Here is a 784-nt window from a genome sequence, read left to right as displayed (position 1 = left end):
TGCAATCGGCCTTTACCTGTTTGACCCCACTGTATTACAGGGCCCACTTAGCCATGACGAAGCACAGGCTGTTGTGGCCGAACCTGCCTACTGGTCTTTTTGTTGGGCAAGTGGACAGGTTTTGGCTCAGTTCATTCTGGAGAACCCGGAATATGTGCGTGGTAAGACAGTGCTAGATTTTGGTAGCGGCTCGGGTGTTGTTGCAGTCGCTGCTGCCAAGGCTGGTGCCAAAAAAGTCATAGCTTGTGATATCGACTCAGACGCTCTTGAAGCTTGTCGTGCAAATGCCGAACTCAACTCTCTGAGCTTTGACTACTCTGAAGACTTTATGGCTTTTGATGAAGAGCTCGACCTGATCACCGCGGCGGATGTACTATATGACAAAGATAATCACGACTTGCTAGATTTGTTTACCACTAAATGTCCTCAAGTACTTCTTGCTGACTCCCGCGTAAAAGTACTGCCCTCTTCCGCTTACGATTTGCTTGAAGTAAAAGAAGCCCGTACTTGTCCAGACCTAAATGAGTTTGAAGAATTTAACAAGGTGCGTATTTACCACTCAAACACTTGCTCTTAATAGTTGGCGCAATAAGGATCAGGTAAATCACTGTGCCTAACAAGTCTACAAACCAATCAATTAGCTCGAAACTACGGTGGGGCAAGTAAGCCTGAATAAGCTCAATACCCAGACCAAAGCAAGCCAAGCAAAATAGTATTGCCCTTAAACCTAGCCTTGGATAGGCAATTTGAACCAATAAAGAAAGTACAAAAAATACTACTAGGT

2 protein-coding genes are annotated in these 784 nt (G+C 45.0%); one reads left to right on the top strand and one right to left on the bottom strand.

Going from position 1 to position 784, the window contains the following annotated elements; genetic code table 11:
• The coding region (locus tag A3766_RS27300; protein WP_068643362.1) for a methyltransferase at positions 1–577 on the top strand (577 nt) is incomplete at its 5' end.
• On the opposite strand, the gene A3766_RS29310 is transcribed toward A3766_RS27300, so the two are convergent.
• Positions 537–784 (bottom strand): VanZ family protein (locus tag A3766_RS29310; RefSeq protein ID WP_197479792.1); only part of this gene is annotated, 248 nt, incomplete at its 5' end. The two genes, A3766_RS27300 and A3766_RS29310, sit on opposite strands and share 41 nt — an antisense overlap.

Source organism: Oleiphilus sp. HI0132 (genome assembly GCF_001635845.1).
This window is presented reverse-complemented; position numbering and strand designations above follow the sequence as displayed.